The sequence below is a fragment of the Sinosporangium siamense genome, from assembly GCF_016863435.1.
Lineage (GTDB): Bacteria > Actinomycetota > Actinomycetes > Streptosporangiales > Streptosporangiaceae > Sinosporangium > Sinosporangium siamense.
On sequence record NZ_BOOW01000060.1, the window covers coordinates 15,669 to 41,636 of the forward strand.

General features: G+C 72.9%; 13 protein-coding genes and 1 pseudogene. 4 read left to right on the top strand and 10 right to left on the bottom strand.

The genetic code is table 11. From position 1 onward, the window contains the following. Position 1 precedes the first annotated feature (1 nt). Positions 2–2,326, top strand: coding sequence for a SpoIIE family protein phosphatase (locus Ssi02_RS37595; protein ID WP_204033543.1), 2,325 nt, complete (start codon positions 2–4; stop codon positions 2,324–2,326). Here Ssi02_RS37595 and Ssi02_RS37600 read toward each other — a convergent pair. The 5 genes and pseudogenes from Ssi02_RS37600 to Ssi02_RS37620 form a co-directional block, all read right to left on the bottom strand. Continuing rightward, positions 2,323–2,700 (bottom strand): barstar family protein, encoded by a 378-nt coding sequence (locus Ssi02_RS37600; RefSeq protein WP_204033548.1) that lies wholly within the window; start codon positions 2,698–2,700, stop codon positions 2,323–2,325. The two genes, Ssi02_RS37595 and Ssi02_RS37600, sit on opposite strands and share 4 nt — an antisense overlap. A gap of 2 nt (positions 2,701–2,702) precedes the next feature. After that, a complete protein-coding gene (locus Ssi02_RS37605) occupies positions 2,703–3,098 on the bottom strand; it encodes a ribonuclease domain-containing protein (protein WP_204033554.1) in 396 nt (131 codons plus the stop codon). A 74-nt stretch (positions 3,099–3,172) separates the two neighbouring features. Then, positions 3,173–3,527: pseudogene (locus Ssi02_RS37610) on the bottom strand (ADP-ribosylation/crystallin J1). A 126-nt stretch (positions 3,528–3,653) separates the two neighbouring features. Continuing rightward, positions 3,654–4,298 carry an isochorismatase family protein gene (locus tag Ssi02_RS37615; RefSeq protein ID WP_204033560.1) on the bottom strand — a complete coding sequence of 215 codons (645 nt, stop codon included), beginning with the start codon at positions 4,296–4,298 and terminating at the stop codon, positions 3,654–3,656. Positions 4,299–4,390: 92 nt separating this feature from the next. Then, a complete protein-coding gene (locus Ssi02_RS37620; protein WP_204033569.1) occupies positions 4,391–4,870 on the bottom strand; it encodes a MarR family winged helix-turn-helix transcriptional regulator in 480 nt (159 codons plus the stop codon). 103 nt (positions 4,871–4,973) lie between these two features. Here Ssi02_RS37620 and Ssi02_RS37625 point away from each other — a divergent pair, with 103 nt between their 5' ends. From Ssi02_RS37625 to Ssi02_RS37635, 3 genes are all read left to right on the top strand, one after another. Then, positions 4,974–5,378: a GNAT family N-acetyltransferase gene (locus tag Ssi02_RS37625; protein ID WP_204033576.1), complete on the top strand. Its 405-nt coding sequence runs from the start codon at positions 4,974–4,976 to the stop codon at positions 5,376–5,378. Between the two features lie 127 nt (positions 5,379–5,505). Beyond that, positions 5,506–6,159, top strand: coding sequence for an NAD(P)H-binding protein (locus Ssi02_RS37630; protein WP_204033581.1), 654 nt, complete (start codon positions 5,506–5,508; stop codon positions 6,157–6,159). A gap of 53 nt (positions 6,160–6,212) precedes the next feature. Beyond that, positions 6,213–7,217 carry a sigma-70 family RNA polymerase sigma factor gene (locus Ssi02_RS37635; protein WP_307825886.1) on the top strand — a complete coding sequence of 335 codons (1,005 nt, stop codon included), beginning with the start codon at positions 6,213–6,215 and terminating at the stop codon, positions 7,215–7,217. A gap of 81 nt (positions 7,218–7,298) precedes the next feature. Here the strand turns inward: Ssi02_RS37635 and Ssi02_RS37640 are convergent, their stop codons facing one another. Genes Ssi02_RS37640 through Ssi02_RS37660 form a run of 5 tightly spaced genes read right to left on the bottom strand, consistent with a single transcriptional unit; the run spans position 7,299 to position 25,867 of the window. Continuing rightward, a complete protein-coding gene (locus Ssi02_RS37640) occupies positions 7,299–9,014 on the bottom strand; it encodes a hypothetical protein (RefSeq protein WP_204033586.1) in 1,716 nt (571 codons plus the stop codon). 5 nt (positions 9,015–9,019) lie between these two features. Next, the gene (locus Ssi02_RS37645; protein WP_204033588.1) at positions 9,020–13,348 is read right to left on the bottom strand and encodes a hypothetical protein; all 4,329 of its coding nucleotides are present in this window, start codon (positions 13,346–13,348) and stop codon (positions 9,020–9,022) included. A gap of 32 nt (positions 13,349–13,380) precedes the next feature. Continuing rightward, positions 13,381–18,315: an FG-GAP repeat domain-containing protein gene (locus tag Ssi02_RS37650; RefSeq protein ID WP_204033596.1), complete on the bottom strand. Its 4,935-nt coding sequence runs from the start codon at positions 18,313–18,315 to the stop codon at positions 13,381–13,383. A 23-nt stretch (positions 18,316–18,338) separates the two neighbouring features. Continuing rightward, positions 18,339–21,683 carry a DUF6603 domain-containing protein gene (locus Ssi02_RS37655; protein ID WP_204033598.1) on the bottom strand — a complete coding sequence of 1,115 codons (3,345 nt, stop codon included), beginning with the start codon at positions 21,681–21,683 and terminating at the stop codon, positions 18,339–18,341. Next, entirely contained in the window at positions 21,680–25,867 is a 4,188-nt protein-coding gene (locus Ssi02_RS37660) for a peptidoglycan-binding protein (RefSeq protein ID WP_204033606.1), read from the bottom strand. The genes Ssi02_RS37655 and Ssi02_RS37660 overlap by 4 nt, the downstream gene beginning before the upstream one ends. Between the last annotated feature and the right edge of the window lie 101 nt (positions 25,868–25,968).

Here is a 25,968-nt window from a genome sequence, read left to right on the forward strand (position 1 = left end):
AATGTCTCCATGGAGGAACCCCTCTCAGGGCCGGTCCGCGACCATCGGCAGGCTGTCCGCCACTATCGAGCGGCTGCGTGCGGAGATCGCGCAGGCCCAGCACGCCGCCGAAGGGCGGGCGCTGATCGAGCTCGCCAAGGGCATCCTGGTCGAGCGGCTGCGCTGCGGCCCCACCGAGGCCGCGCTCCAGCTCACCGCGCTCGCCGCCCAGGCCGGGGTGTCCAAGCTTGAGCTGGCCGCCGACCTCATCAACCAGGCCGCCCAGGACCGCGTCGCCCACGTGGCACGCGAACTCCTCCTGGCCGAGGGCGGGCAATCGGTCGCGGTGCAGTTGCGGGAGGCCGAAAGCGGCATCCTGGGCGCCGCCGACAGCCAGACGGTGGCCGAGTCGCTGCTGGAGCACGCGCTGACACCGCTCGGCGCGTGCTCCGTCGCCCTGTGGGCGGCAGGGGCCGACGCCTCACTCACCCTGGTGGGCTTCGCCGGGCACAGTGTGGAAGAGGCGAGAAGGTGGCGTTATGTGCCACCCGGGGTGCCGACGCCCGCGCGGCGTGCCCTTATGGAGCGTCGCGCGATGTGGTTCACCGACCTCGGCGAGTCGACTCTGCCGTCCATCGGCCACCGCCAAGGAGTGCGGGCCGGGCGTGTCGCGGTGCCCGCCGGCACCGGCGGGCGCATCCTCGGCGTCCTGGAGATCGGCTGGCCGGAGCCGCTGGAAGAGCAGCCCGCGCCGATCCACCGCCAGATTGAGGCGCTCGCCGAACTCTGCGCCCGCACGCTGGAGGACCACGCCGCCCAGCCTCCCCACGGGCCCGACGTGGCCGAGCTCGTCGAACTCGCCGACGCGCTCACCGACCCGGCCCTGGTGCTCCGCCCCGAGGTCGACGCCGACGGGCAGCTGACCGACTTCCGCATCCACCACGCGAACCCGCGCTTCGCCGACCCCGCCGGGCGGCCCCGCACCCAGGTCGCCGGCGCCCGTCTACTGGAGGCATATCCGGCGGCGGGCGAAGAGGGCGGCCTGTTCGACAACATCATGCACGTCCACGCCACCGGGCTGGCCTTCAGCGCCGACAACATGATCCTCACCGCGCTCATCGACAACGTGCCGGTGACCAGCGTGGCCGGTGTCAGCGTCACCCGCCACGGCGACTGCGTGCTGCTGATCTGGCGGGTGCAGGACGAGTCGCTCAGGCTCGCCAATCTGCTGCAGCACTCCCAGCGGCTCGGCCGGATCGGCGGCTTCGAAGAAGACGCCCAAAGCGGTGAGATCACCTGGAACAGCCAGCTCTACGAACTCCACGGCCTGGAACCCGGCGACCGGCCCATCCCGCTGGAGAACCTCCGCGAGCACGCCCACCCCGACGACGCCGACGCCATCGCGCGTTTCCTGCGCACCGTGCTCCACCACAGGCGGCCCGCCTCCGCCTCCCTGAGGCTGCGCCGCCCCGACGGGAACGTCCGGCACATCCGCGTCGTCGCCGAACCCGTCTTCGACGCGGGCAACCGGCTGCTCGCCGTACGCGGAGCCCACCAGGACGTCTCCGCTCAACACTGGACCGAGGTCGCCCTGGCCGCCACCCGCGACCAACTCGCCCACTCCGAGCAGCAGGCGGCCGAACGCAACCGGCTCACCCTGCAACTCCAGCACGCCATCATGCCCCCAACTCAGGCTGGGGTGGAGGCGTTCGGCCTCAACATCGCGGTCCGCTACCGGCCCGCCGAGGAAGGCCACCTAGTGGGCGGCGACTGGTACGACGCGGTCGTGCTGCCGTCGAAGAAGGTCCTGCTGTCGGTCGGCGACGTCGCCGGGCACGGCATCAAGGCGGCCACCGGCATGGTCGTGCTCCGCAACGCCCTGCGCGGCCTCGCCACCACCGGTGCCGGCCCCGCCCAGCTCATGGGCTGGCTCAACCTCGTCACCCACAACCTGACCGACCCCGTCACGGCCACCGCCATCTGCTGCCTCTACGACCCCGAGACCCGCGAACTCCGCTGGGCCAGGGCGGGCCACCTGCCACCGGTCCTGGTCCGCGACGGCGTGGCCGAGGAGGTGCCGCTGATCGGCGGGCTGATGCTGGGCGTGATCTCCGACGTCGAATACGAGGAGTCAGCCGTACGGCTTGAGCCGGGGGACACCTTGTTCATGTACACCGACGGCCTGGTCGAACGGCGCGACATCGCACTGGAGCGGGCGCAGGAACACCTCCTCGCCACGTTGAAGCAGCTCGACACCGACCTGGAGCGAAGCCTCGACCGGATCCTCACGCACAGCATCTCCGACACCGACGACGACACCTGCCTCATCGGGGTGGAGGTGCTCTAGGCGATCGTCGAGTCCGCCAGGGCGTCGCCGACCCTCGCGCGCAGGGCGTCCTCATGGCCGGGGGCCGCAGACAGCGTCACGGTCAGGCCCCCGACCAGGGTCAGGGCGTCCAGCAACGTGGTGAACTGGTGGGGCGGCTCGTCGGCCAGCAACTCCTCGGCGTGGGCCACGATCAGGGTGACAGGGCCCTCGTCCGTCGCATCGGTCAGGCAGTCGACCAGGGCGTCCCAGTTGTGGCCGAAGTAGTCGGGGAAGGCCAGCAACTCCGCGATCTCGGTGAACAGGGCGGCAGCCGTACGGCAGTCGCGAGCGTCGAGGACGGCGGGCGGCGGGGCGGTGGTCACCGTCAGCCAGGGTGGCAGCGGCCGGGTCATGGTTACATCTTGTAGAAGTCGTTGTAGTGATCGGGGGAGAACCACACCGTGCCGGTGCCGGAGTCCCGCACGAGCCGGTAGGCGTCACGCCGGGCTCCCTGCCGCCGCGGGTTCACGTCGTATTCGTAGTAGACGCCTCCGGCGGGAAGCTGGCGGTTGAGGTTGCGGTAACGACCGCCGGAGAAGTTGGCCTGCCCGTAGGGCCAGGCGTGCCAGGCACGTGTCGTCGGGTAGCCCAGCCTGCCCCAGCCGCTGTTCGCGGTGTATGCCGCGGGACAGTCACGGTGGGTGCAGGCCGGGTGAACGGTCGCCGCCGCGGGCGCGGCCCCACCGACCGGAACGGCCAGGGCCGCCGCGGCCACCACCACGGCCAGTCGAAGGCGCAGGGCAGCCGGCACAGGTCCTCCTCGTCGAGGAAATCAGCACGGACCCTGATGATTGCCCTCCGTGGCGACTGTCAAACCCTCAGTAGTCACTCCTGGTGGAACTCGTGGGTGACCTCGATCAACCCGACGATGTTCGCGTTGAAGGCCGGGAGGTTTTGCGGGCACCCACAACTCAAGGATCGTCCGCCCGCCTGCCTGCCGCACGGGATAACGCTCCAGGAACTCCGTCCGCACCTCGAACCGGGTCACGTAGCCGGCTCCGGAGTGCGGGACGTTCCAGTCGCGGGCGATCTTGACGGCGTAGTCCTCGTTGAGCACCGGGTAGAAGATCGGCTGCTCCGGCAGCCGCGGCGGCCACTCCCGCCAGCCGCTCCGCCGCACCAGCTCCAGCTCCTCCGGGCCGGCCGGCCGCCACAAGATCGTCGTCTCCATGCGCGGCATTCTTCCGCTTTCCGGATGAGAATCCCGCTGAATATCGCCGGTGGGCTTCCACCGTAAGGCTCGGCCGTGTGCGACGCCGGAGGGAGCCTGAGCCCGGCGCCCCGCTCGGGGCGCCGGGCTTGCGGGCTAGCCGGCGTTGCTCGCGGCGGCGTGACTGGCGGTCACGGCGCCGTAGAAGGGCATCGCCAGGCTGCTGAAGACGTCGGCGGTGCCGCGACCGCCGGGGCTCTTCCAGTCGCGCAGCAGTTCGGAGATGACGCCGACGGTGCTGTTGAGGGTGGCTCCGGCGTGCTGCAGGCGCAGCAGGGAGGTCTCGCGGGCGAGCTTGTTGGTCGTGCCGGAGGCGTCCAGGACGGAGTGGACCTTGTAGCCGAGGCCGAGGGCGGACAGGGAGGCGAACATCAGGCAGACGTCGGTGATGACGCCGGCGATGACGAGGTTGGGGCGGTTCATGGCGCTGACGGCGGCCTCGAAGGCGGGGTCTTCGAAGGCGTCGACCTCGCCGCTGCGGTGGATGATCGGCGTGCCCTCGGGGAGTTCGGCGACGAGTTCCGGCAGGAGGGGGCCGTTGGGGCCCTGCGGCGCGGAGGTGGTGGCGACCACGGGGAGGCCGAAGACCTTGGCGGTGCGGGCGAGGGCCTGGGCGTTGCGGCGGACCTGGTTCTGGTCGTGGTCCTGCACGCCGAGGATGAGGCCGGTCTGGTGGTCGACCAGCAGGATGCCGGTGTTGTCGGGGGTGAGGCGGTCGGTCAGATAACCGTTGGTACTCATGTCCTGCTGTTCCCTTCTAGGCGGTTTGTTGCTTGCGCAAACATCTAAACCCTTTGGGTGGGATGCGCATTCCGCCCGTAGTGTGAGCCTCGTCACACCTCCGTGTCGCACCCCCGGCCGTGGTCCTCCGCCGACAACCGGCCCAGCACACCCTGGAGCCCCAGCAGCTCCGCCGGGTCGAGCCTGTCGGCGAACATGTGCTCCACCACCTCGGCGTTCGTCCGCACCGCCGCCCGCAGCAGCGTGCGGCCCTCGTCGGTGAGGCGGATCAGCGCTCCCCGCTGATCGCTCTCGATCGGCTCACGCGACACCAGACCCCGCAGCGCCAGCCGGTCCGCCATCCGGCTCACCGCGCTCTGCGTCAGTACGACGCGCTCCTTGAGATCCTTCAGCCGGGTGCCGTCCAGCGGGATGTTCACCAGCAGGTCGAACTCGCTCACCGACAGCCGGTGCCGCGCGTCGAGCTCACGCCCGATCCCGGCCAGCACCGCGTTGTGGACCTCCATGAACGACCGCCACACCCCGACCTTGAGCGACCTCGACACCTTTGTCACGTCGTCAGTGTTCGCCATATCCGTTTCCTCACTTGCATGCGTACACAACATTCTCCCGAGTCCGGCAAATGCAGGTCCCAACCGACCCGGGAGGCTCGTGCCGTACGGAAAATCCGGATGCGTGGCGCGAGACCCCGGTGCGAGACTGCCCGGCGTGGACAGGGAACTGCGTGCGATGCAGGAGCTCTGCGCGCACATCTGGACCCCGGGTTCCCAGTGGCACATCGGCGGCCTCGCCTGGGCACGCACGCAGCATGCGGGCAGAGAGTGGCCGACCATGGTGTGGCTGGACCAGGCGAACCGGACCGCGGAGATCGAGCCCGCCGGGACCGCCCCGGCCGACAGGCGGCGCGGCCTGGCCCGCGCCGTCTGCCTCGCCGCACTGCGCGCCGCCCGCGAGGCGGGGGCGGAGTCCGCCGTCGTCACCCCGCGGGGCGACGACGGCCACCCGATCCCGGCCCGGCTCTATCGGAGCCTGGGCTTCCGCGAGCGGGGGAGGAGTGTGCTCTTTCGCGCGGGGACTTAGCCGTGGTGAAAGTCCTTGCGGGGTGCAGCCGGGCCATCCGGTCGTTCGGGTCACTAGAGGCGCGGTCCGGGGGCGGGAAGATCTTCGCCGGGGGCTGTGGTTGCATGATCTGGGAGGGGTGAGAGCCATGAAGGTGTTTCTGATCGGTGCCGCCGGAGGTATCGGGCGGCGGCTTACCCGGTTGCTCGCCGCTCGCGGTGATCTGGTGACCGGCATGCATCGCGAGTCCGCGCAGGCCGAGACCGTGCGGGCGGCGGGGGCGGCGCCGCTGGCCGGGGATCTCATCTACGACTCGATGGAGGACCTCGCGCAGAAGTTCGGCGGGCACGACGCGGTGGTGTTCTCGGCCGGGGCTCACGGGACCGGGATGGACAAGACCACCGCGATCGACGGCTGGGGGCTGGAGAAGGCGGCCGCCGCGGCTGCCGAGGCGGGGGTCTCGCGGTTCGTGCTGGTGTCGGCCTTTCCCGAGGCGGGGCGTGACCGGGAGACGACCGAGGGCTTCGAGCACTACATGAAGGTCAAGAAGGCCGCCGACGCGCACCTCGCCGGCACCGACCTAGACTGGCTCATCGTCCGGCCGGGCACCCTGCTCGACGAGCCCGGCACCGGCCGGGTCACCGCCGGGCCCGCGCTCGAATACGGCTCCGTGCCCCGCGACGACGTCGCGGCCTTCATCGACGCCGCCCTCCACGAGCCCGCACTGAACCGGGTCATCATCGAACTCACCACCGGCGACACCCCCGTCGCCGAAGCCGTGGCCCGGCTGGCAAGACGCTGACGCTCAGCTTGCTCCACCGCGGATCCCGCGGCGCGGGATCCGGGGGTATTCGGTTGAGTACCCTCGCCGGTATGGGGGAGAAGGTGGATCTGGAGCAGTTCCGGGTGGAGTTGACTGGTTACTGCTACCGGATGCTGGGGGCGCCGTTTGAGGCGGAGGATGCCGTGCAGGAGACGCTGGTGCGGGCCTGGCGGGGCATCGACACGTTTGACGAGGCGCGGGGGGCGTTGCGGACGTGGGTCTATCGGATCGCGACCAACGTCTGTGTCGACATGTTGCGCGGAGCTCGGCGACGGGCGAGGGTGCTGGACTTCGAGCCGCAACCGCCGCCCGGGGGTGAGCTCGGGGTGCCGTTGCCGGAGAGTGCCTGGGTGTGGCCGGTGCCGGATGGGCGGGTGGTGCCGGTGGGGGCCGATCCCGCGGAGGAGGTGTTGTTGCGGGACTCGATCCGGCTCGCGTTCGTGGCGGCGCTCCAGCGGTTGTCGCCGCGGCAGCGGGCGGTGCTGATCCTGCGGGATGTGCTGTGCTGGCGGGCCGAGGAGGTGGCCAGGCTGCTGGAGGCCTCGACGGCGTCGGTCAACAGCGCGTTGCAGCGGGCCCGGGCCACGCTCCGGGAGGCCCGGGTCGCGCCCGGGGAGCCGCTGGACGAGGAGGGGCGGCGGCTCCTCGCCCGCTACTGCGACGCCTTCGAGCGGCACGACGTCGAGGCCATGGTGGCGCTGCTGCACGAGGACGCCACGACCACCATGCCTCCGTTCCTGTGGTGGATGCGCGGCCGGGAGGAGATCCGGCGCATGCAGCTCGCCGCCGGCCGGCCGTGCGCGGGGGCGCGGCTGGTGCCGGCGACGGCCAGTGGCTCCCCGGCGTTCGGGCACTACATGCCGACCGGCCCCGGCGGCGAGCTGCAGCCATTCGCACTGGTGGTGGTCACGATCTCCGGGGAGTTGATCGCCGAGCTGACGACCTACCTCGGCGCCGGCCGCCTGTTCCCGATGTTCGGCCTGCCCGCGACTCCGCCGCCCCGGGGAGAGTACGGCGGAGCCACTAGGGCACGGTGACGTGGTCGAAGGCCAATGCGGGGGTGGGCTGGGGCGCGCCGGGCGCCTGTTCCCGATGGTCGGCCTGCCCGGCGGCCTGGGTTAGGGCACGGTCACGTGGTCGAAGGCCAAGGCCGGGGTGGGCTGGGGGCGGGCGGGGCGTTTGGCGCGGGTCAGCCAGAGATGCGTGGTGCCGTCGGCCCAGCGGGTGAGCCGCCAGTGGCGGGTGACGCGGGTGCCTTCGGCGGGGACCTCCTCCTCGGGGATGAGCAGCCGGGCGGGCGCGTCGAGGACGCGGCCGAGGGCGGGGACCGCGGTGTAGCCGCCCGGGGTGGGACGCTGGTTGTCGAGGCGGTCGAGCGCGGTGACGCCGGGGCGCAGCTGCACGGGGGTGAGCGGGATCCAGTGCTCCGGCACCGGGTCCTGCAGGCTGTAGACGAGTTCGGCGCCGCCGGACTCGGCGGGGGTGACGCGGCCGGGGAGGGCACGCTGTTCGGCCTCGTGGCGGTCGACGGGGTGCCCGGCCGGGCCCGTCACGGTGGTCTCCACGGCCCAGGCCATGTTGTTGGTCTCGTCGCGCAGGAAGACGACCTCCTCCACGGGGGCGCTGTTCAACCCCCCGGCCGAGGTCGGCAGGAGCACCAGGTGGGGGGAGCTGCCAAGACCTGAGGTGTGGGAGTTGCGGAACAACGCGAAGCCGTCGTCGGTGTCGCCGATCAGGTGTTCCTCGCCGAAGGAGTCCACCACGCGGAGCCGACGCACCGACGTCACCGACCCGATGGGAAGCTCGACCGGGATGACGAAGTGGTCCCCGGCATAGACGGCCGCATATTCGATGAGCAACATCCGCGCCAGGTCGGTGGTGTCGACCGCCGTGCCGCCCCAGTGGATCTTGGCGTCCTCGAACTCCCACCAGCGGGGGTTCGCCATGCCGCCGAAGGCGGCGACGGTGGGGATGACGGTGATCTTCTGCGTGTTCCGCGACTCGGGGGAAGCGCCAAGAGTGGCCCCGGGGTCGTGGTCCAGGTCCTGCCAGTCGAGCCCGTTGCCGTCGTACTCGTCGGCGGTGAGCACCACCTCCCCGAGCGACGCGTCGGTGAAGGCGGCCGACAGGGCGAAGCGGTGCTCCATCCGGTCGCGCCGCCAGCTCGTGGCCGCCGGGGCGCCAAAGCCGAAGGTGCGGCGATACCACTCCAGCCAGGCGCCGAAGACCGCCTCCATCCGCGGCCGGAGCGCATCGGTCGTCGGGATGCCAGGCGGCACTCCCCCGGTGGTGCGGATCGTGTCGGCCACGGCGTAGCCGTCGACGGTGCGCCCGCCGAGCACGGACAGGTAGGTGGCCGTGGCGGGGTCGGCGTCGCCGGGCACCGGCGCGGCCAGCGGATACACCTTGTGCAGCCAGGCACGCAGCGTGCCCCCGCCGCTCACCGGCTCGGCCCGGTCGAGCTCGGCCTTGGACAGCAGGCGCAGCAGGTGGCGGCCGGCCTCCACCGAGGTGCGCAGGTCGCGGGCGAGCGCGTCGGGTTCGCGTTCGACGAGGGCCGGCAGCGGGGCGGCGGTGAGCGCCGCGTCCACGGCCGACCGGGGGATCGTCTGCGGGGTGGCCGACGAGTCGCGGCGCACCCGTGTCAGCGGCGCGGTGTCGTAGGTGAGTTCCGCGCTGACCGGTGAGCCGGTGTCCTCCCCCTGGAACTCGCCGAGCTGCCACTGCCGGGCGAGGAACCAGGCCGGGTCGGCGGTCTGGGCGCTGAGCGCGGGGCTCATGTCGGCGGCGCGGGTGCGGGGTTCGACCCGCGTCCACATGGTGATGGATGCCATCGGATCTAGATCTCCCAGCTCGGGGCGGGGTCGCCAAGCTTCTGGACGTCGTCGGTGAGTCGGGTGGTGGCGGCTTCGCCGTCCAGGTTGAACGGCAGGGTGACAGCGGGGAGCGGCATGCCCGCCTCCAGCAGGGCGTCGTGGTCGACGGTGCGCAACATCGCGAGGTCGAGCGCCTCCTCCAGGGTTCGCCGCACCAGCTCGGAGGTCCAGTGGGTCCCGTCGACCGGCGGCGGCACGGCGAGCAGCACCGCTTGCGGCGCCGCGGCACCGGGGGCGTCGTATTCGAAGGCCACACCCGTCGTCGCGGTGCTCGCCGGGATCGTCTCGGTCCACTCGTCGACGACCATCCCGCACACCGGAACGCCGGGTTCGAGGGGGAACGGGGCGTAGGCCACGATCGACAGACGCGAGTTGCCGGGCGCGCCGGAGGGACGGGGGAGCGGCAGCCCCCACCAGCGGTCGCCGTCCGCGTGCGGCAGTTGCGCCACCTGGAGACCGCCCGTGACGTCGGCTGGGCGCTGCGGCACGTTGGGCTCGATGTCACGGGTGGCGTCGGCCAGCGTCAGAGCCTCCTGGAGGCGTCCCGCGCCTGGCCGTACCCTCGCATATTTCATCAGCCAGTCGGCCGCGGCGGTGGCGTCGCCCCCCTGCAGGGCGGTGCTCGCGGCGAAGGACGCGAGCATCGCCGGCTGAGCGGGGGCGGTGAAGCCGCCGATCAACGGCAGCGCGTCCTGGCCGAGAGCGGCGTGCAGCCGTTCGAGGTCGTGGTCGCGGAGTTGCCGGGGCGTTTTGCCGGTGCGCGGGCCGAAGGTGTGGACGGCGGTGAAGTGCAGGTGGATGCGGTCGTTGATGTGGTTCCGCGCGGCGGCCACCAGCGCGGAGATGTCGGCGGGCGCGGGCGGCGGCACCACGTCGGGCACACCCAAGCCCGCCGCCCGCAGCAGCCCCTCCCGCCACGTGTTCTCGTCCGGCCCGTTGAGCGCGCTCAACGCGCCGGTCACCGACTGCATGGCCGCGTCCGCGGCGGCCTTGAGCTGGAGGTCCTCCGCGGTGAGCTCGTCGGCCGCGCCCGGCAGGTCGAGGTCGGCGGGCACGAGCGGCCTGGCTCCCGTCAGCAGCCGCCGCACGACGTCGACCTGCGCGAGATATTCCGCCACCGACATGACGTGCGGCCGGTCGGCATAACCCGCCACCCTTCCGTAGTCGAACCGCAGCCTCCACTCCTCGGTCACCTCGGCCGGCTTGTGGTTCTTCCACGCGAGCAGGGTGAGCCGCCGCTCCAGCTCCCCGCCGTCCACCGGGTGGTACGGCCGGGGCATCATGGCCAGCCAGTCCAGCGCGGAAAGTTCGAGGAAGCCCAGGTTGGTGATCGCCTCGATCGTGCGGCTCCCGTCCGGCGCGTCCCACAGCAGGTGCACACTCGCGCGGTACGGCATGGGCAGCAGTGACGCGGCCAGCGCGTCACCCGCCGGGTTCAGCGCGACGCGGGGGTTGCGGGTGCGGTTCACCGGCCATCCGCCGGGACGGTCGGCCCTGTGGCTCATCAGGGCCACGACGCGGTGGGTGACGGCGTGCCCGCTCCGCGGGGTGCGCAGGAAGTCGAGCTCCGGCGGCGGCACCTGCCCGCGCGCCGCCGCGTCCAGGGTGGCGCTCGCCCGGTCGGCGTTGCCGTTCACCAGATGGTGCACGCTCTCGGCGAGCAGCGCGTCGCCGACCGCGTCGACCGCGTCCGCGAGCACGGCCAGCACGTCCTCCACCGCGGCGACGTCGGCGGGCGCACCCGGCAGCCCCCCGGTGCCCCACGCGATCGTCGCGGCCTTCGCGGCGCGGGCCAGCGCGAGGCCGTCCACGACCGTCGCGGTGCCCTCGCCTTCGGTCCGCCCGCTCGGTTGCAGCAGGGTCGCCTTGCACGGATATGCCTTCCGGAACGCCGGGAGGTAGCGCGCGAGGGTCCCGTCCGGATGTTCACGCAGGTCGCGCTCGAAGCGATAACCGAGGAGCGCGCTCAGCGGACTGCCCTGCCGTACCCCGTCGAGCAGCGTCTCGGCGAGCCGCGCGCGGCGTGAGGTGAGGTCGATCGCCAGCGTGTTGTCCGCGCCCTCCGTGGTGCCGCGCGCCCGCCATCCGCTGCGCAACACCGACGCGGTCGTCGCCTGGGCGAGGGAGGGCGCGTGCACATAGCCGCCCGGCGCCGGCCGCCCGCGGGGTGCCAGGTCGACGGCCCAGCCGTACCCTCCGATGTGGGTGCGGCTGGGTGCGGCGGCGCGCATCGCCTCAAGCCGCTGCCAGGCGACCGAGGTGATCCACGCGTCGAGCCGCCCGGCATAGAGCCCGAGCCCGGCGGCGAGGTGGCGGGCCAGGTCGGCGCCCGGCATCGCCGCCACCTTGGCGAACTCCGCGCGGAGCCGCCGCAGCGGCTCGGCGCGGACGGCTATCCCGTCGTTCAGCGGCTCGGCGGCCAGCACACGCGTGGCGAGCAGCCGGCCCACGGACACACCGGGCGGGTGCCCCGGCAGGGTCCGGTCGAGCCGCCGCCAATAGCCCTCGGGCGCGTCCGGCTCGCGGACGCCGAGCAGCTCGGGCTCACGCGGCTCGGGCCGCACGGGGTTGTCCCCGATGCCCGCCGCGATCGAATACTGCGCGAGTACGGCGAAGCGCAGCAGCCTGTGCAGCAACGGCCGCGGCCCGCCCGGCTCGGTGCGCAGGTCGTCGGGCGTGAAGCCCGCGTGCAGGGCGGCCAGGTAGCTCAGGTCGTCGCCGACGAGCGGCGCACCCAGCGGGAACGACCGGTGGAGCGCGGGAACCAGGTGAGCGATCGGCGGCGGGTCGCCGTCGGCGTCGGCCCCGTAAAGCCCGAGGCGGCGCAGCAGGTCCCGGCGGCGCGCGAACACCCCGCCCTCGGAGTCGTCGGCCAGGGCCACCCGCCGGTGCCGCCACGCCCACGCGGCGTACTCCCCGCCGTACACCGGCCGCACCCGCCCCTGCCGGGCCACCGCGTCCGCGCCGAGCACGTGGAACAACTCCTCCTGCGGCGTGTGCCCCGGCCGCGCCGGCACACGCGGCACCTCCGCCAGCGCCGGACGCCACACGTGGTCGCGCAGCAGCCGCATCATGCGCACGCCGTACGGCACGGGCCCGCCGGGCCGGTCGTTCCAAGCGTCGAGCGCCATCACCGGCAACACGCCATACGGCTGGGTGTCGACCCGCAGCGCCGGCAGCGGCCCGTCGGCCCGCACGAACGCCGACATGTGGGCCGCGACGGCCTCGATCTCCTGCTCCGACACACGCCCGGTGAGCATGTGCCGCAGGAAGTAGCCGAGCGTCGCGGGAAACAGCGCCGCGTAGAGGTGGCCGGGCGCCGTGTAGCGGTCGTCGCCCGCTCCCGGCACCCGCATGAGCGCCGTGGGAGCGCCCGCCCGCACGGCTGTGCCGCGCGCCGCGGCCAGACCGCCCGCATCGCCGAGTCCTGGCACCCCGAGAGCCCTGGTGAGCCGGGCCGACTCGGTGAAGTCACCGGCCGGGGCGGTGTCGCCCCACGTCACCGGCGGGGGCGGCACACTGGCGAAGCCCGAAGGCGAGGACTGCGTGTTGTTGGTGGGCGTGCCCGGCGCCACGAGGCCGAGCCCGCCGGTCGCCGCGTGGTTCTCCAGCAACTCGGCCAGCAGGTCCTGACCCGGCTGGGCGCCGTCCTCCCGCACGCCGAACACCAGCAGCCGGTCGACGCCCCCGCGCAACTCGGCCGGCACCCGGGTGAGGTCGACCGTGTGGGCCATCCCGGCCGACACCGCCTCCGCGTAGTCCGTCATCCACTTCATGCCCGCGGGCAGCGGCAGCCCCTCCCCCTCGGGCGGCAGGTCGGGCCCCGGCGAGAGTTGCAGCCCCGGGCGCACGGGGTGGGCGAAGACCTCCTCGTGGCGTACGGCACCGCGCGCCATGACCAGCCGCCACCTCGTGGGCAGCCCCGCGGCGGTCGCGGCGCGGATGTCCTCGGGCCTGACAGGTGTGGGATCGGGGAAGTCCAGCGTGCCGGCGGGCGGCTCCATGAGCCGGGCCACCCAGGTGGCGCGGTGCGCCCCCACGTCGGCACGGAGCGCCTCCCATGCCGACCGCACCCCCTCGGCCGAGCCGTCGGCCGAAAGCCTGGTCCAATAGCGCTTGCCCGCCTCCAGTTCGGCGGACGTGAGCCGGGGCTCGTGGTCGTCGACGTGGATCTGATCGGGATAGACGCGGATGCGCAGGGTGTTACCGGCGGCGAAGCGGGTCTCCAGGCGCACCGGCAGCAGCGCCACGGGCGCGTCGAGTGTGAGCCCTGGGAAGGTGTCGGTGGTCACGGTCTCTCCTGTGGAGGTCTTTCCTGTGGAGGTCATGCCGGAGCTCCGGGGAGGAGGTCGGTCGCGTGGACGGCGATGAGGGCGGGGCGCTGCACCACGACCCTGGCCATGTGGCCGGAGTTGAGGCCGTAGGTCGCCTCTTGAGCGGTGTGCCGATGCACCGGGGTGTGCTCCGCCGCCGCGAACACCGGGGCGCCCGGCTGCGGCGCGGACCGCACGACGTGGCCCCAATGCAGTTCGTCCCAGGCGGCGGGCGGTGTCGTCGAGGCCCCGGGCGGAGGCTCGTCCACGCCGAAACGCAACGCGCTCGGCTGCTCTCGCAACACCACGAACCAGCCGGCTTCGCCGTTCTCGCCTCTGGCCTGCCGGGCTGTGATCGGCATGCCGAGCAGCATCATGTCGGGTGAGAACCACGCGGAGAAGACCGGTCGGCGCTCCTCGGTGTCGAGCTCGCGCACGCCGCCGTTCCAGCGGGCCTTGCGCACGGTGACCGACGCGGACGGGTAGCGCCGCAGCAGCTCGCCCCGGATCACCAGCACCAGTTCTTCTGCCGTGCCCGAGGGGGCGTGCGAGCCGAGAGCGCCGCGTACCCACTGCTGGAGGGGAAGGATGTCCTCCCTCGGGGTCTGACCGCGGGTGTCCCAGAAGCGGGTGAAGTAGGTGTGTTTGGGCTGGGCGGGGAACTCCCGCCACAGCAGCTCGCGGGCGAGCTCGTGGTTCATGCCGACGAGGAACGCCTCCATGAACGCCCGGTTGGTGACCAGCAGCGACACCGAGTCCGGCGGCACCTGCTCGATGCCGGGCAGCACCAGGTCCGGCGACACCCGGCGCAGCAATTCATACGTCGGCACAGGGAACCGCACCGCGGCGAGCAGCGGGCGCAGCGGATCCGCAGTGCTCAAGGCTGCCGTGCTCGCGCCGGCGTCCGCCGACTCGGTCGTACGGCTGAAGGCGGGGGTGCCGGGTGCCGGGATCACGGTCAGGCGGGCGGAGATGCGCGCGTGCACCGTGCGGTCGGGGGCGAGGCCCGTGCGCAGGGCGTCGGCGAGCGGGGCGGTCGCGACCCGCGTCAGCTCGTCGGGCTGGGCGGCCACCCCGTCGAACCAGCCGGTCACCGCGGTGTGGGCGGTGGCGAACCTGCCGCGCACCACCTCCTGCGGGCTGCCCGGCTGGAACAGGTCCGCGATCGCGATCGACGCGCCGCTGTTCTCCCAGCCGAACCAGCCAGGCACCCGCCGCTCTGCCGTCCAGCGGCGCGCGACGGGCGGGTCGTCCGGCCCGGCGCCCACCGGATAGTGCAGGTCGAGCCCGGTGCGCAGGTACCCGCTGTTGTCGGTGGGGCCGTTCTCCAGCCGGAACACCACGAGGTCGGGCTGGCGGGTGCCGGTGAAGTCGGCCATCGCGACGCCGAGACCCTGATGGCCGGCCTGGGTTCCGAGGGGGACGCGGGCCTTGGCCGTCCAGCCGCCCGTGACCAGGCCGCGGCGGTTCACGGCGCGCCCCACCAGGTAGGTGAGGGCCGCTCCCTGCGGGCTCGGCTCGACGGCCGCGACGAGCAGGTCGGGGGTGCCGTCGAGGTCGATGTCGGCGATGTCGGCGGCGATGCCGTGGGCGGGGTTGTGCACGCCCGGCACCACGATGGACTCGGTCCAGCCCTGGGTGACGTCGCCGTTGGTGTCCAGGCACCAGCCGATTCGATAGAAGATCTGGTCGCCCACGGCGTAGACGAAGATCAGCTCGGGGCGTCCGTCGCCGTCGAGGTCGGCCGTGGCGATGTCGGCGCCCACAAGCCAGCCGTAGACCGACTCCGGCAGCGTCTTCGGCGTGCTCCAGCCACCCGTGGGGTTCCCGCTCGCGTCGAGGTTCTTCGCCACGCGGTACGACACGGTGAAGTTGGCCGGGTGCAGCACCGAAGGGTCGAGGTTCAGCGCGATCAGGTCGGGCCGGTCGGTGTCGTCGAGGCGGACCGTCGTGAGCGCCGCCGCGGCGCTCTCCGCGCCGTATTGCAGGCGTCGCGGCACCGGGTCGTCCCAGGTGGAGGTGGCTCCCTCTCGGTCGAGGTTCGCGCCCACCCGGTAGTAGAGGGCGTTGGCCCCCGAGGGGTTGTCGAGGTGTGAGACGAGCAGCGCCGCGCCCTCGCCCGCCGGGCAGGCCCAGCGGGCCGGGTCGGCGGGCGGCGGATCGGTGTCCTTACCGGTGCCGCCCCTGGTGTGCCACGGCACCTGGTGAAGTGTGCCGGGGGTGCCGTCGGTCACCTCAAGCAGGCGTGAGCCGTACGGCACGAACACCGTGCGCTCGTCGACCGCGCCGCTCAGGCCGGCCGTCGGGGACCCCGGCTGCCCCTGCGGCACCTTCCAGGTGGGAGTGGTGCCGGTGAGCGACAACGCCGCCCAGTCCTCTCCGAACCGCGAACGCCTGCGCACGATCACGTGGTCCCTGGTGGGCGCGGGCCTGCCGAACACCTCGTCGCCGAAGGGCTCGCCCCACGGCGCGGGGGAGCCGTACTCCGTCCACTTGGGAAAGAGGTGCGCGGTCCAGGCGTGGAGCCTGCCCGTGCCGCCCGTCATCCAGAAGTCGTTGTCCTTGCGGGCGAGGTCTGAGACCCCGCTCGTGGGCGTCTGGGTGAGTTCGGTCCACTCCCAGGTGCCGCCTGTGGTGCGGCGGGCGGCGACGAGGCGGTGGGAGAAGGGCGCGTCCTCGGGAGCACCGCCCACGATCGGCTCGCTGGTGCTGTAGATCCAAAAGTCGAGGGCCGAGCCGAGCCGCAGATATCTGCGCTCGGACCCGACGGTGATGTAGGGCCGGCCCAGCGACTCCCACGTGCGGGCGGGCTGGGAGTAGCTCCACACGACGTCGCCGGTCCCGACCACCAGCACCGTCTGGTCCATCGCCGCCGGTGGACCCGTCATCCTGCCCTGCGGCGGAGGGCCCGCGACCGTCCACCGCCACAGGTTGCCGTCCCAGCGGCGGCCCGCCAGTTCGCCGCCGTTCGTCACGCACCAGACGGAGCCGTCCGTCGTCGATCCCCGGGCCACGGCGACCACGTGGCGCCGGGTGCCGCCGGGGCCGTCCGGCGGCCTGCCGTGGTCGCGGAAGGTCCAGCGGCCGTCGAGGCGCCGCATCTCATAGAGGCGCCCGTCCCGCAGCGGCATGAAGAACCGCACCCCGGGCAGCGCGTGCCCCATCTGGTTGATCTGCCCGCCGGGGGTGTCGACGTGCAGGTCCTCGGGGTTCTCCTCGTACGGCACGGGCGGCACCCATGGCCGGGTCTCGTCGGCCTTCGGCACCACCCGGATCCGGTTGTCCGCCAGCCCGTCGAGCAGCTCCCCGCGCGCCTCGGCCACCCCGGCCCGGCGCGCGAGCGGCCCGAAGGGGCGCAACATCCGCCGGAACTCGGCGCTCGCCGCCGCCTCGGCCGACACGTTGGCGCCCAGCCGCCCGGCGACGGTGTCGGCGAGGGCGGCCTGAGCGGCGGCGGCCTCGGCAGGGGCGTCGGCGAGGGCGTCGGCGGTGACGGCGGCGAGCGGCGCGGGCACGGTGATCTTGCCGAGAGCACCCGAGGCCAGTGACAACAGCGCCGCGTTCGGCGCCGGTGCGGCTGCCGCACCGGCCGTGTCCGTGTGGCCCGGGTCCTGTGCGGCTTCGCCGTTCACGGTGTCCGCGGTCGTGCCCTCGCGGGCGAGCCGCCCCCTGGCGGCCGACGCGGAGGCCCGGAGGCGGGCGGCGGCCGGGAGACGGGCGAGGTAGCGCCGGTCGAAGAGCTCGTTGCCGAGTTCGCGGGCGAGCTGGGCGCGGCGGAGCAGTTCGTTGGCCTCCCGGATCTCGCCGGCCTGGGTCCAGGCCGCGGCGGCGAGCTCCTCCTGCTGGTCGCGCACGATGGACGCGCCGATGGCCGCCGCGCCCCGGTAGCGGGGGTCGAGGTTGAGCTGACGGAGCCAGTGCTGCGGGTCGGTGGCGGGCAGCGTGGTGTTGGTCAGGTAGCCGAGGCCGTACACCGGCGGGGTGAGGCGGGTGGCGGACTGGCCGAGGAGGGCGAGGAGCCTGGCCGACCAGGGGCCGGCGATGTTCCAGCCGGAGGTGGAGAGGGCGGCGGCGCGGAGGCCGCCTTCGAATCCGGTGTAGCCGCCGATCGTGCCGTCGAGCGGGGGCACGTACATCTGCCGGCGGCCGACCGTGCCGGGCAGCTCGGTGCGGGCGAGCCGCCGCACGAGGGTCTCGAAGTCGCCTTCGGCTCCGGTGGTGAACCGCCAGTGGTGGTAGACGGGCAGCGGGTCGGAGCGTTCCCGGGTCCAGGCGGGCTTGGCCTGCGGCTTGCCGCTCACGATGCCGAGCCCGGCCTCCCTGCCGAGGTCGAAGGCGGGCACGACGGCGGCCAGATAGGTGATGGCGGGTTCCAGTTTGCGCGGGCAGATGATGCGCGACAGGTTCCGCTCGGGTTTGGCGAGCGCGTCGGCGACGCTCTGGCCTGCGCTGTCGAGCACGACCTGGGCGTGGGCCCAGGCCCACGACTCGGCGAGGTCGGGCAGCTCCTCGGGCGGGCACGTGAGCACCGGCGGGCGCCCGGGGGCGGCCGGGGTGAGCGTCGCGCGGGACTCCGGCACCACGACCAGGGTGAGCCACGGCCGCAGCCGCCCCTCCGGGTCGGGCGCGGCGGGGGTGAACGCCCACGGCAGGTCGGGCCGGTCGAACTCGACGAACGCGAAGCCGGTGGGTTCCACCCCGTCGGCGCCGGGCGCGGGATAGGTCCTGATGATCTGGCGCGGGTCCAGCCCGGTGACGTCCCCTGGGCCGTGCAGGACGGCCTTGGTCGTCGGGCTGAAGGGGCCGGTCGGGCCGCCGTGCACGGTGACGCCGACGGTCACGGTCGCCCGCGCGGGAGGCGTGGCGATGACGAGGGGGCCGCTCCGGCCGAGACCGGCGGCGACTCCGTCGCGCACCCACGGGAGGAAGCGCAGTCCTCCGCTCATCGGTACTCCTTAGATTTCTGGCTTCAGGCGGGGTTGACGGTGACCTGGCGGAAAGGCGCCCGGTAGTAGACGGCTCCCGAGTCGCGGGTCGCCGCGTGCGCGGCGGGGCCCTGGGCGGCGAAGGCGCCGAGCAGGTCCTGGCCGAGCCGTTCGCGGGGAAACTCCCTGGCGGGTTCGTCGGGGTGGTCGATCAGGGCGACCTCGTAGTCGAGCGTGGTGAACGCCGTGTGCGCGTCGGGCGGCAGCAGGGGGCCCGCGGTGCCGAAGGACCGCCCGGCCTCGAAGTCGCGGAAGGACGGCGAGCCGAGCAGTTCGTGGTCGGACAGGTTGAGGAACTGCCCGGGGGCGAACTGGTCTAGCACCTGATAGGTGATCGGCGCGACGAGGGCGCCGAAGACGGCGGATCTGATGGAGAAGGTCGCGGGGCCGCCCGTGAGCGGCGCCTCGCCGATGCGCTCGACGCGCACACCGAGGGGCAGCACACGTTGCCGCACCGAGACCGAGCCGAGGGGATGCACGAGGAACTCGCCCGCCTTGGGCTTCGCCGTACCCAGGGTGACCAGGGAGTCGCCCCACAGCGGCGGGTGGGCGCTCCACGCGCCGGGGGACGACAGGGCGCTCCAGAGTTCGTCGCGGGCGTTGACGGCGCGCACGGGGTCGGGGGCGGGGCCGCCACCCAGGGTGACCTCGAAACCCACCCGGACCTTGACGAACAGGAAGGTGAAGGAGACCTGGCCCCGCGCGTGCCAGGGGCGGGGGCCGCGCAGGTGGAGCACCAGCGCGAGCGCCATCAGCAGGCGGCTGCCCCACTTGACGGCGACCGCCGCGGACATGTCCACCGTGAAGCCGAACGGCGCGAACCGCACGAGGGCGTCGAACTGCCCATGCCCCTCGACGGCGAACTTGCCGACGGCGGCCCGCAGATCGGCGCGGGATCCGAACTGCACGGTGTTGGAGGTGACCGCGAAGTAGCCCTCCAGGCGCAGCCGGGGGTTGTCGCCCGAGGTGAGCGACAACGCCAGCCTGGGCAGGTCGGGGAAACCGGGCGGCGGGGTGAAGGCCGGGTGGAAGCCGCCGACGGCAAGCGCGAAGCGCGCGTTCGGCCCCCAGCTCATGCGCATCGCCATCTCGCCCGACAGCGCCAGGCCCGCGATGGCGGAGTCGTAGATGACGGCGTCCAGCGACGCCTCGCGGCGGCCGGTGTCGACCACTCCCGCGGCGTCGAGCTGGATGCGCACGACGGGCCGCGTCACGGACGGCAACCCCAGCAGGATGCGGCCGAGTGCGATAATGCGCACCGGCGCGGGCAGTTCGAGCAGCAGCGCGAGGTCGAGCCTGAGCAGCAGGGTTTCCGCGGTGGCGCCGCCCCACCCGATGCGGGCCATCACCCCGGCGATATGGCGGCCCCTGGCGGCGGGGAACAGCCCGCCGAGCACCGGCAGCAGCGTCGGCGCCTTCGCGACCGGGTCGTCGGGGAACAGCACGGCGTCGAGCGCCCGGGCGCGCAGGCCCGTGCGCAGCGCGTCGACGTTCGCGGTGCGGTTGACGCCGACGACGGCGCCCGCCCCGGCGATCGAGAAACCCATGCCGACCTGCACGGGGGACCACTCGCCCGCCCCGAGCAGGATCATCGACCAGCCGTCTGAACCGTCCGGCATCCTGGTGCCGATCAGGCCGAGCGCCTTCACCTGGAAGTCGCCGAAGCCGAGCTGCAGGGCTCCGCCGTACTCCCCGGTGGCCTCGTCGCGGGACAGGTAACCGCCGCCGGTGACCGGCCCGGCGGCGATGACCAGGCCGACGCCCGTTGGGGCGGCGAACTTCGGCGAGAGGTCGACGTCGCCCCCCTCGGCGGAGAAGCCGAGCGACAGGCCCGCGCCCTGCAGTGTGGCCTTCGCGATGCCGAGGTCGACGGTGAGGTCGGCGGTCACCCGCGCCCGCACCTGCTCAGGCTCCGATCCCGCCCCCGCCGCGGCGTGCAGAGCCAGATGCACCTGCCTGATCTCGACTGGGCCGAGCGCCGCGTGCACCGGCAGCGTGGTCTCCAGGCCGGCCGTGCCGGTGAAGTGCAGCCCCTTCGCACGTGACCAGCCGATGCCCAGGTCGAAGGGCACCCGCAGCCCGTTGGGGAAAACCTGGCGCACGAATCCGTCGGCGTCGGGGTCGGGGGTGAAGACCAGCGCCGCCTTCCCGGCCTTGGCCTCGAGGCCGTAGTCGATCCCGTCGGGACCGCCGGGGGCGGAGCGCTGCCGCACCGCGAGGTGGGCGGACGCCTCTGCCCGGCCGACCTCCAGCCGCAGGCCGCCGGCCACGCCGACGGTCCACGGGCTGCCGTCCTCGTCCACCCTGGTCGCCGTGAGGGTGGCGCGCAACGCCGGCACGCCCGCGGGCAGTGTGAGGCCCTGCGGGCCGATCGCGAACGGCGCGTCCCCTGCCTCCGCCGTCAGCCGCACAGCCCAGTTCCCTGCCATCAGCCCGAAGTCGGCCGTGCCGCTCGGGATCACCACCAGCCCGAGGTCGCCGCGCTCGGGCGGGGACAGGGCGAGGGTGGCGCCGAACCGCGCGTCACCGGCGACGGGGTTGGGGCGTGTGCTCAGCTGCAGCATGTCCTTGGCGGCGGCTTCGCCGTACACTCCGAGGTCGGGCCCGAGGCCGGTGTCCAGGCCGGCGTCGAGGCCGAACACGCTGTCCAGCCCGAGTTCGCCGGCGAGATCGGCGACCAGCGGGAACAGCAGCGCGGCGGTGTCGGCTCCGGCATACAGGTAAAGCTCCCGCAGCAGCGCCTCCGGGTCTCGCACCAGCGCCGGCAGCCGGTTCAGGTGCAGGGTGTCCCTGGACACGGGCAGCCGTACGGCGACGCCGCCGATGACGCGCGCCTCGCCCGCGGGGGCGCGGCCCGCCGGGACGAGCAGCCCGAGCAGCACCGCCGTGCGGTAGACCGCGGGGCGGTTGCCGCGCAGATGTGCCGTCACCAGGTGCGCCAGCAGGTCCGCGGCGAACAGTTCCGGCAGGTCGGCGGGCACCTGGCCGGTGCCGAACAGCGAGGTGGGGGTGTTCCTGACCGCCTGGACCACGGTGCGGATCTCGGCGGCGTGGCGGCGCAGGGCGGCCAGGCCGTCCGGCGGGTCGGCCAGCAGGTTGCGCGCCGCGTGCACGGCGGTGCCGAGGGTGCGGATCCACGCGGTGAAGGCGGTGTTCTCCAGGGTCCAGCCGAAGCCGCGCAGGAACTGTTCCCGGGACACCTCGTTGTCGGCCAGGGCGGCCAGGGGTTCGACCAGGTCGAGGATCTCGGTGAGGAACACGCCGAGCGCGTCGCGCCTCTCCGTGCCCGGTCCACTGAGGGCCGGCGTGTTGACAAGTGGCTCGGTCACAGGCCCTCCCGGGGCAGGTCGGTGGTGTCGAGGCGGAACGACCCGCGTGTCTCCGACAGGCGGCGGTCGGCCTGCGGGATCGTCAGTGTGTAGCCGTGGGGGCCGCCGGTCGCCTCGGGCCAGGTCGGCCAGGAGCGCACCTCCGGCAGGCCGTCGTCGTCGCCGAGCACCTCCGTGAGCGCGAAGACGAGCCGGGCCTCTGCCTGGCTGTTCCACGCGCCGGGGGCGGCGTCGAAGTGCGACTCGTGGCCGGTGCGGGCGAAGGTGAAGACCTCGTGCAGGAGGCCCGCCGCCCGGCCGGAGGCGATGACGGTGCCGGGTGACTTGACGTGCATGCGGTGGATGAGCGCCACTGCCTTCTCCGACGTGAAGACCTCTCCCACGGTCGGCCTCCGGCCCCCGTTGGCCGGCATGCCCGGCTGAGGTGAGGCGGCGGTGTCCCAGGGGGACCGGAGCACGTCGTGGAGGCGCTGGCGGGTCATGTGCCACATGCGCCGCCGGAACACCGGGTCGAGCCTGGCCGCCATGGCGAACCTGTGGAACCAGTGCCATGTGCGGAAGTAGTCGTACTCCTCGGCGCGGTTGTCCAGGAGCCGCGGCGTTCCCTCGTGGTCGAGGAGAGTCGGCCTGCACTCGTATTTGCGCTGGCCTTCTGTGGCGATCGCGGGGTCGTCCCATACGGTGTCCACCCCCACGCCGAACCTGCCGATGAGGTTGTGCACGGCGGTCTGGTCCTTGGTCCGCAGGTAGGCGAGGTAGGCCCACAACTCGCCCTTGTCGACGTACCACCCGGCGCGGTCCTCCCCGCGGTCGCCCTGGGGCACGGTCGGGTCGGTGCGGCTCGCCGGGCCCGCCGTCCAATGGCACGGGCCGACCGACACCACCGCGTTGTCGTAGGCGTTGATCGAGTCGAGGTACCCGAAGCACACCGCCTCCGACACCGCCCGTACCACCTTGAACGTCGACAGCGTCGCCGCCGCGGCCTCCCGGACGGCCACCGGTAGGGCGGTGTTGTCGCGGTCCGCCGCGAGCTCCCCCAGGGTCGGGCCGCGACCCGTGCTCCCCTTCAGCGGCAACAGGTGCTGCGGCAGCACCTCGCCCTCGGGCCGCCACGTGTGCCCCTCAGCAGGGGTGGAGCGCGGCCCGGCGAAGCCAGGGCCCGAGGCGGGCAGCGCCTGCCGGTCGCCGAGGATCACCAGCTCGGGGTGGGCGGGCAGGTCAGGCGCGCGGCCGGAGAGTTCGTGGCGTCCGGTGAGGTCCACCACGTAGACCTGCGCCGACGGATCCCGCATGTCGGAGGGCAACCACAGGTTCTCGGCCCGCTCCCCGGCGGCGGGGGTGTGGAGGCGCGGCTGCCCGTCTCCCGTCTGCCATGCCTCGACCACGACCGGGCAGCGCAGCCGGTTGGCCAGCCAGAAGTCCAGCGCGTCGCGGGTCCTGCCACAGGCCGCGCCCGTCACCTGTCCCCGGTAGCGGTTCGCCGACGCCACCGGGAACCGCCGCAGCCGCGTCGAATAGCGCTCGCCCGGAACCGGCTGCCGGTCGGTCTCCTGCGCGGCGTTGTGCATGCGGGCGTAGCCCTGGAACTCCCGCACCGCCCACCAGGTGCGCATGCCGAACACCCCGTCGGGCTCCCCGGCCAGTGTGAACCCGAGCTTCGCCAGGTCGGCCTGGAGGTCACGCACGTGCTCGCCCGGCGGCACGTCGGACGTCACCTCGGCTCCGCCGTACCTCCTCGGCCCGGCGTCGCGGTCGCCCCGGCGCAGGGTGAAGCCGCCGTAGCGCGGCCTGGGCGCCGGCTCGGGCACGGCGGGCTGGGTGGTGCGGACCGCCGTCACCGTGTCGGTCAGCGGGCGGGCCACCGGGACGTCGCCCGGCAGGACATACCAGAGGCGGTGCCGCACGTTGCGCACGCCGCCGTCGACGGCCGAGAAGTTGACCTCGCCGATGTTGGTGTGGCCCACGACCCGTTTGCCGTTGGCCCAGAACTCGTGGTGGCGGGCGAAGTTCATGCCGGCCTGGCCGTATTCCGCGAGCACGAGATCCCGCCGGCCCGACAACCGCGCCACCGGCACGGGGTCGCCGGCGCGCGAGTGGGAGTCCGGCTCGTCGTCGTGGTTGACGGAGAAGACGCGCAGTGTCCAGTCCGGTGGTGTGACGGGAACCCTGTCGTCGTACATCGGCGTGATCGCCGGACGGCCGGTCAGGGGGACGACTCCGGCCTGCATTCCGAACGGTCCTGCCAGGCGGGCCGCGTTGAACCAGCCGCCGCCCACGTTGTGCCAGCCGGCGTATTCCTCGTAAGGCGCGTTCGCCCCGATCGGGTGCAGCGCGACGCGTTGCTTGCCGCCCGAGTTCTTGAGCGAACTCGCCACGAGCTGCACGAACGTCGTCGACACCGGGTCGGTGGCGGGCTCACCCGTCACTGAGACGAACGGTTTGTCCCCGGTGAGGCTCGCACGCGCGGTGAAACCGTAGTGCACGTCGCCGGAGAGCAGCACGACGTGGCCGTGCCGTACGGTCGCCCCCTGCGGCCTGGGAAAACGGGTCGCCAGCCGGGAGAGCAGCTTGTGGCGCGCGGGCTCGTCATAGGACCACGCCTCGAAGTCGTTGTCCCGCTTCATGCCGGGAGTGGGCGCGGTCAGCTCCTGAAGCCACTCGACGAGGTTGTGCCCGAAGACGGGCGCCGGCGAGATCACCACGGTCACGCCGCCGGGGCCCACGCCCTCACCCGGCATCATCTTCTCGTACGCCGCGTCACCCCAGATCAGGGACGGCGCGTCGTGGTCGCCGCCGCGGAACACGCGGTAGGTGCGCGGATCGAGAGCGATCAGCTCGTAGTCGTCCCAGCGGAGGCGGTGGTGGTAGTCGAGCGCGCCCGGGGAGCGGCGCGGCACCCCGTTGTCGATGTGCGAGGGGAGACCGACCAGCGCGGCCACCTCGGTGTCCTGCGCCGGCTGGCCCGTCCAGGCCTTCGCCGCGTCGAGCAGCAGCCGGCCCGGTCGCCCCGCCTCGTAGTCGAGGGGATTGTTGCCCCAGTTCTGAAAGATGGCATAGGCCATCAGGCCGTTCTGGATCACGCGGCGGCCGAACCGGTTGGTGTCGGTGCCGATCACCGCGTCGCGCATCCAGGCGCGCGACAGGTTCCAGTCGTCGGTCACCTCGTGGTCGTCGAACATCGTGAAGACCGGCACATTGGCGAGGGCGCGGCGCACTGCGTGCAGGCCGTTCTGGAAACTCGGCAGCTCACCTGCCTCGGTGAGGAAGTGCACGAGCCGCTGCACGGCGGGCCCGCGCGTGTCGTTCGGCACCTCGCGCAGCCGGCCCGCCATCGCCTCGTCGTAGAGGGCGCGGCCCATCTGCGTCACATCGTGCGGGAACAGCGCGTCGAAGGTGGGGTGCGACTGCGGCCACAGGGTGGGGGACCAGGCCATCAGGTACATCGCGGTGAACTCGGCGAAGGAGAACAGGTGGTTCTTCGCCTCGTGGGAGGTCAGTTTCGCGGCGAGTGTGCTGTCCTGCCGCCGCCCGAGCGCCTTGCCGGCCGGTCCCGGGGTGCCGGGGACGGGGGCCTCGACTGGCAGCTTCAGCATGGTGACGACCTGCTGGATGCGGTGCATCACGACGTCGGCGACGTCGTCGGCGTAGATCTGGTCACCGGTGAGGAGAAGCTGATGGGGGCGCTGCTTGGACGAATCGAGCGCCTGGCGGATGATCGCGTCCGCCATCGGCAGCATGTCCGTGCCCGGCCCGTGCGGTTTACGGCATGAGCCGTGCAGGAGCCGCAGCTTCGACAGGTCGCCCGGCAAGGTGACGAAACTCGGCAGCGCCGGACCGTTCTGGTACGTCAGAGCCGCCTTGGCCAGGTCGGCGCTCGTGGCCACGACCCCCGCGGACATGAGCGTCTGGCCGCCGCCGAAGCCCAGGTCGTAGGTGTAGACCGTGTCCTTGCGCAGTGGCGCCGAGGAGGCGGCGCGCAGGGCCAGCACGTGCACGTGGTCGGCGAGGCGCACGGTGGCACCGGTGACGGCGAACTGGTCGGCGCCGTCAAGCGAGCGGACCCGCAGCTCCACTTGGGAGCGGGCCTCCCGGAGCACCACGAACACCGTGACCGACTCCGCGTCCACCCGCCGCAACATCGGCCCGCACAACACGAGGGGCAGTTCAAGGGGGTTGTTCGTCACGTTTCCTCCGCATGCGCTCCACGTACATCGGGGGAATCGTGTGTTGGGTGCTTAGGTGTGCTCAGCCGGCTTGTGATCCGGTGTGGCCGCAGCCCGTGGGC

Coding starts and splice junctions, on each gene's coding strand:
- Ssi02_RS37595 (WP_204033543.1), top strand. CDS start 2: ATGTCTCCATGGAGGAACCCCTCTCAGGGCCGGTCCGCGACCATCGGC.
- Ssi02_RS37600 (WP_204033548.1), bottom strand. CDS start 2,700: ATGACCCGGCCGCTGCCACCCTGGCTGACGGTGACCACCGCCCCGCCG.
- Ssi02_RS37615 (WP_204033560.1), bottom strand. CDS start 4,298: ATGAGTACCAACGGTTATCTGACCGACCGCCTCACCCCCGACAACACC.
- Ssi02_RS37620 (WP_204033569.1), bottom strand. CDS start 4,870: ATGGCGAACACTGACGACGTGACAAAGGTGTCGAGGTCGCTCAAGGTC.
- Ssi02_RS37630 (WP_204033581.1), top strand. CDS start 5,506: ATGAAGGTGTTTCTGATCGGTGCCGCCGGAGGTATCGGGCGGCGGCTT.
- Ssi02_RS37640 (WP_204033586.1), bottom strand. CDS start 9,014: ATGGCATCCATCACCATGTGGACGCGGGTCGAACCCCGCACCCGCGCC.
- Ssi02_RS37650 (WP_204033596.1), bottom strand. CDS start 18,315: ATGAGCGGAGGACTGCGCTTCCTCCCGTGGGTGCGCGACGGAGTCGCC.